Origin of the sequence: Pseudomonas baetica (assembly GCF_019733355.1) — a bacterium.
Taxonomy (GTDB): Bacteria; Pseudomonadota; Gammaproteobacteria; order Pseudomonadales; family Pseudomonadaceae; genus Aquipseudomonas; species Aquipseudomonas baetica_A.
In genome coordinates, this window is the sequence record NZ_JAIHLQ010000098.1 from 1 (window position 1) to 3312 (window position 3312).

Annotated in this window: 1 rRNA gene; it reads left to right on the forward strand. The window is 50.8% G+C overall.

What is annotated here, in order from left to right:
* Window positions 1–200: 200 nt before the first annotated feature.
* Window positions 201–3094 (forward strand): 23S ribosomal RNA (locus tag K5E40_RS34095).
* Window positions 3095–3312: the final 218 nt, after the last annotated feature.

Here is a 3312-nt window from a genome sequence, read left to right on the forward strand (position 1 = left end):
GTGATGATGAATGTTGATTTCTAGTCTTTGATTAGATCGTTCTTTAAAAATTTGGGTATGTGATAGAAAGATAGACTGGATAGCACTTTCACTGGTGTTTATTCAGGCTAAGGTAAAATTTGTGAGTTCTCTTAATTGAGAAATTCGAATTTTCGGCGAATGTCGTCTTCACAGTATAACCAGATTGCTTGGGGTTATATGGTCAAGTGAAGAAGCGCATACGGTGGATGCCTTGGCAGTCAGAGGCGATGAAAGACGTGGTAGCCTGCGAAAAGCTTCGGGGAGTCGGCAAACAGACTTTGATCCGGAGATGTCTGAATGGGGGAACCCAGCCATCATAAGATGGTTATCTTGTACTGAATACATAGGTGCAAGAGGCGAACCAGGGGAACTGAAACATCTAAGTACCCTGAGGAAAAGAAATCAACCGAGATTCCCTTAGTAGTGGCGAGCGAACGGGGACTAGCCCTTAAGTGGCTTTGAGATTAGCGGAACGCTCTGGAAAGTGCGGCCATAGTGGGTGATAGCCCTGTACGCGAAAATCTCTTGGTCATGAAATCGAGTAGGACGGAGCACGAGAAACTTTGTCTGAATATGGGGGGACCATCCTCCAAGGCTAAATACTACTGACTGACCGATAGTGAACTAGTACCGTGAGGGAAAGGCGAAAAGAACCCCGGAGAGGGGAGTGAAATAGATCCTGAAACCGTATGCGTACAAGCAGTGGGAGCCCACTTTGTTGGGTGACTGCGTACCTTTTGTATAATGGGTCAGCGACTTATTTTCAGTGGCGAGCTTAACCGAATAGGGGAGGCGTAGCGAAAGCGAGTCTTAATAGGGCGTCTAGTCGCTGGGAATAGACCCGAAACCGGGCGATCTATCCATGGGCAGGTTGAAGGTTGGGTAACACTAACTGGAGGACCGAACCGACTACCGTTGAAAAGTTAGCGGATGACCTGTGGATCGGAGTGAAAGGCTAATCAAGCTCGGAGATAGCTGGTTCTCCTCGAAAGCTATTTAGGTAGCGCCTCATGTATCACTGTAGGGGGTAGAGCACTGTTTCGGCTAGGGGGTCATCCCGACTTACCAAACCGATGCAAACTCCGAATACCTACAAGTGCCGAGCATGGGAGACACACGGCGGGTGCTAACGTCCGTCGTGAAAAGGGAAACAACCCAGACCGTCAGCTAAGGTCCCAAAGTTATGGTTAAGTGGGAAACGATGTGGGAAGGCTTAGACAGCTAGGAGGTTGGCTTAGAAGCAGCCACCCTTTAAAGAAAGCGTAATAGCTCACTAGTCGAGTCGGCCTGCGCGGAAGATGTAACGGGGCTCAAACCATACACCGAAGCTACGGGTATCACCTTAGGGTGATGCGGTAGAGGAGCGTTCTGTAAGCCTGTGAAGGTGAGTTGAGAAGCTTGCTGGAGGTATCAGAAGTGCGAATGCTGACATGAGTAACGACAATGGGTGTGAAAAACACCCACGCCGAAAGACCAAGGTTTCCTGCGCAACGTTAATCGACGCAGGGTTAGTCGGTCCCTAAGGCGAGGCTGAAAAGCGTAGTCGATGGAAAACAGGTTAATATTCCTGTACTTCTGGTTATTGCGATGGAGGGACGGAGAAGGCTAGGCCAGCTTGGCGTTGGTTGTCCAAGTTTAAGGTGGTAGGCTGGAATCTTAGGTAAATCCGGGATTCTAAGGCCGAGAGCTGATGACGAGTCATCTTTTAGATGACGAAGTGGTTGATGCCATGCTTCCAAGAAAAGCTTCTAAGCTTCAGGTAACCAGGAACCGTACCCCAAACCGACACAGGTGGTTGGGTAGAGAATACCAAGGCGCTTGAGAGAACTCGGGTGAAGGAACTAGGCAAAATGGCACCGTAACTTCGGGAGAAGGTGCGCCGGTGAGGGTGAAGGACTTGCTCCGTAAGCTCATGCCGGTCGAAGATACCAGGCCGCTGCGACTGTTTATTAAAAACACAGCACTCTGCAAACACGAAAGTGGACGTATAGGGTGTGACGCCTGCCCGGTGCCGGAAGGTTAATTGATGGGGTTAGCTAACGCGAAGCTCTTGATCGAAGCCCCGGTAAACGGCGGCCGTAACTATAACGGTCCTAAGGTAGCGAAATTCCTTGTCGGGTAAGTTCCGACCTGCACGAATGGCGTAACGATGGCGGCGCTGTCTCCACCCGAGACTCAGTGAAATTGAAATCGCTGTGAAGATGCAGTGTATCCGCGGCTAGACGGAAAGACCCCGTGAACCTTTACTATAGCTTTGCACTGGACTTTGAATTTGCTTGTGTAGGATAGGTGGGAGGCTTTGAAGCGTGGACGCCAGTTCGCGTGGAGCCAACCTTGAAATACCACCCTGGCAACTTTGAGGTTCTAACTCAGGTCCGTTATCCGGATCGAGGACAGTGTATGGTGGGTAGTTTGACTGGGGCGGTCTCCTCCTAAAGAGTAACGGAGGAGTACGAAGGTGCGCTCAGACCGGTCGGAAATCGGTCGTAGAGTATAAAGGCAAAAGCGCGCTTGACTGCGAGACAGACACGTCGAGCAGGTACGAAAGTAGGTCTTAGTGATCCGGTGGTTCTGTATGGAAGGGCCATCGCTCAACGGATAAAAGGTACTCCGGGGATAACAGGCTGATACCGCCCAAGAGTTCATATCGACGGCGGTGTTTGGCACCTCGATGTCGGCTCATCACATCCTGGGGCTGAAGCCGGTCCCAAGGGTATGGCTGTTCGCCATTTAAAGTGGTACGCGAGCTGGGTTTAGAACGTCGTGAGACAGTTCGGTCCCTATCTGCCGTGGACGTTTGAGATTTGAGAGGGGCTGCTCCTAGTACGAGAGGACCGGAGTGGACGAACCTCTGGTGTTCCGGTTGTCACGCCAGTGGCATTGCCGGGTAGCTATGTTCGGGAAAGATAACCGCTGAAAGCATCTAAGCGGGAAACTTGCCTCAAGATGAGATCTCACTGGAACCTTGAGTTCCCTGAAGGGCCGTCGAAGACTACGACGTTGATAGGTTGGGTGTGTAAGCGCTGTGAGGCGTTGAGCTAACCAATACTAATTGCCCGTGAGGCTTGACCATATAACACCCAAGCAATTTGATACTCCTCGTTGAACAAACGAAAGAGACCAGATTGCGGTGTGTGAAGACGAAACGAACCGAAAGTTCGATGTTCACAAAACACCGACAGCTGTCACATACCCAATTTGCTGAAGCGAGGCCAACAGGCCACGAGTCAGTACCCGAATTTCTTGACGACCATAGAGCGTTGGAACCACCTGATCCCATCCCGAACTCAG